This window comes from Bartonella sp. AA1HLJMS (assembly GCF_042197445.1).
Lineage (GTDB): Bacteria > Pseudomonadota > Alphaproteobacteria > Rhizobiales > Rhizobiaceae > Bartonella.
This window is the reverse complement of the sequence record NZ_JBHIRW010000122.1, coordinates 1-2,222: the sequence shown is the minus strand read 5'-3', so window position 1 is coordinate 2,222 and position 2,222 is coordinate 1. Positions and strand designations below refer to the sequence as shown.

Below are 2,222 nucleotides of genomic sequence, written 5' to 3'. Positions count from 1 at the left end.
AAATCTGAAATAGAAACAGATAAAACCGATAATCATTACTTCAAAATTCACGCAGCAAGGAAAATTGCTCAAGCAGAGCGCCATAGAAACTATGGCAGAATATTATACCAAAACTTATGTTTTTCTTAATTAAGGGGGTGATGATGCGAAACTTTAGGAGTTCATCATGAATACTCTCATAGAGATTAAAGAACAAGCCATTGATAAGGAAATTGTTCAGACAGTAAATGCACGTGATCTGCATGCATTCTTAGAGGCAAAACGTGACTTTTCCAATTGGATTAAGGACCGTATTACCAGATACAATTTTATAGAAGGACAAGACTTTGTAAAAACACAAGATTTGCGGTCGCCAAATTTGGCGAGCGCAAAATCTAGGGCTGTTATCGCGATTAACTACTATCTCACACTCGATAGAGCCAAAGAACTTTCTATGCTTGAGAACAATCAAAAAGGGAGAAAAGCCCGTTTATACTTTATCGAATGTGAAAAGCGTGTAAAGCAAGTAGTAACACCACAAATCGACTATTCAAGTCCTCAAGTTATGCTTGGTGTTTTAACGTATCTCAAAAATGAAAATGAACAAAAAGATAACATTATTGCAAATTTAAAACCAAAGGCAATGGCTCTTGAAAGCTTACAGCGTCATAATGGACTCTTCAGTCTTACAGAAGCCGCTAAAATACTCGAGATGCAACCAAAACAGTTCATTCTCTTCTTACAGAAAAAAGGTTGGGTTTACAGACGAGCAGCAGGTGGAAATTTGCTTCCTTATCAAGACAAAATCCAAAAGAAACTTATGGATTGTCCAACCATCACACTTCAAACCGCAAGTGGAATAGAAAAAGTCATTCCTTGCGCAAAAGTCACAGCAAAAGGAATTGGTGTGCTGTCTCAAGAGCTTAAAAGACAAAGCATGCATTAAGAGGAGGTTATTATGATAAAAAAGAAATACAAACTGACTGATGAAATCGATATAGTTTATAAGCGCCGATTTTTTAATTTTTTATTTGATAAAATACTATCAGTATGTCTATTGTCGAATCAGGTGCCTAGAAAACACCTTAAATCGATAGCGGATAGATTACCGAAACAATCTTTCTTCCGCACATTAAAGGCTTTGACTCACTATATGCGCGTAGCATATAGTAGTCCTGTCGGGTGTGGCTATGCCATAAAATACCTTTTTGGGAAAAACATAGCGACGGACTATCGACCGTGTTTTCTAGCACCCGGCACTCTTCTAGAGTGTCAATAGAAAACCTATAATCGATAGGAGTTCATAATGAACACACTTATAGAAATTAAAGAAAGCACTGCTAATATTGCGACCACTCAGACTATGTCTAGCCGTGAGATTGCTGAGTTATGTGGAAAACAACATAGCAATGTTATGCGTGATATAAGAAATATGTTAACTGAATTAGGAGAGAAAAGAGGTGAATTCAAATTTGAAGCCACCTATTTAGACAAGCAGGGAAAGCCTCAAAACTGTTATAACCTCCCCAAGCGTGAATGTTTAATCCTTGTTTCTGGTTACAACACTGCCTTACGAGCTAAAATCATTGACCATTGGCAAGAATTAGAAAAGCAGGTAGCTGTTCCACAAATGGATCTTGCCAATGCTTTGGAAAACCCTCTTACGATTAAGCAACTCCTTTTAGAGAGTATCAATCAATTAGAAGATTTGAGAAATGAGGTGAGTACACTCAAACCGAAAGCAGAAGCTTTGGATGGTTTAAAACGCTCTGATGGTTTGTTCGGTCTTATTGAAGCAGCAAAGATGTTAGAGGTACGACCAAAAGATTTAACAGATTACTTGCGTAAACATGACTGGGTGTATCGACGGGCTCTAGGGGCGTCTCTGTTACCTTATCAGGATAAAATCAAAAAAGGTTTCATGGACTGTCCTGCTATCACTATCCAAAGACCAGATGGTACAGAAAAGGTACTCCCTTCAACAAAAATCACATCCAGAGGATTGGCTTGTTTGAGAGAACAAATCTTTGGGGGTGTGCAATGAATACCAGTATCGACTTTTTATGTGATTTGTGGATAGCGTTGTCTCAGTTTGTCAATTGTGAATACGTAGATGACAAAGACTGTAGTGACTTGGTTGACATCATGAGCATAGTAGAAAAAGCTTTTGATTTTAAAACTTCAAGATGAAATTCCAAATATTACAAAGATTCTAGCAGTTTTAACGGATTTTGGAGATTCAG

2 protein-coding genes and 1 pseudogene are annotated in these 2,222 nt (G+C 37.4%); all 3 read left to right on the top strand.

Annotation, left to right across the window (positions count from 1 at the left end; genetic code table 11):
• Positions 1-166 precede the first annotated feature (166 nt).
• Positions 167-925, top strand: coding sequence for an antA/AntB antirepressor family protein (locus ACFIQE_RS09735; protein WP_375707640.1), 759 nt, complete (start codon positions 167-169; stop codon positions 923-925).
• 360 nt (positions 926-1,285) lie between these two features.
• Entirely contained in the window at positions 1,286-2,023 is a 738-nt protein-coding gene (locus ACFIQE_RS09730) for a Rha family transcriptional regulator (protein ID WP_375707639.1), read from the top strand.
• Positions 2,020-2,222, top strand: a pseudogene (locus tag ACFIQE_RS09725) (hypothetical protein); the annotation flags it as partial. The gene ACFIQE_RS09730 and the pseudogene ACFIQE_RS09725, both read left to right, overlap by 4 nt.

Excerpts from the sequence above, each read along its gene's own strand:
- ACFIQE_RS09735 (WP_375707640.1), top strand. The coding sequence starts at position 167 with ATGAATACTCTCATAGAGATTAAAGAACAAGCCATTGATAAGGAAATT.
- ACFIQE_RS09730 (WP_375707639.1), top strand. The coding sequence starts at position 1,286 with ATGAACACACTTATAGAAATTAAAGAAAGCACTGCTAATATTGCGACC.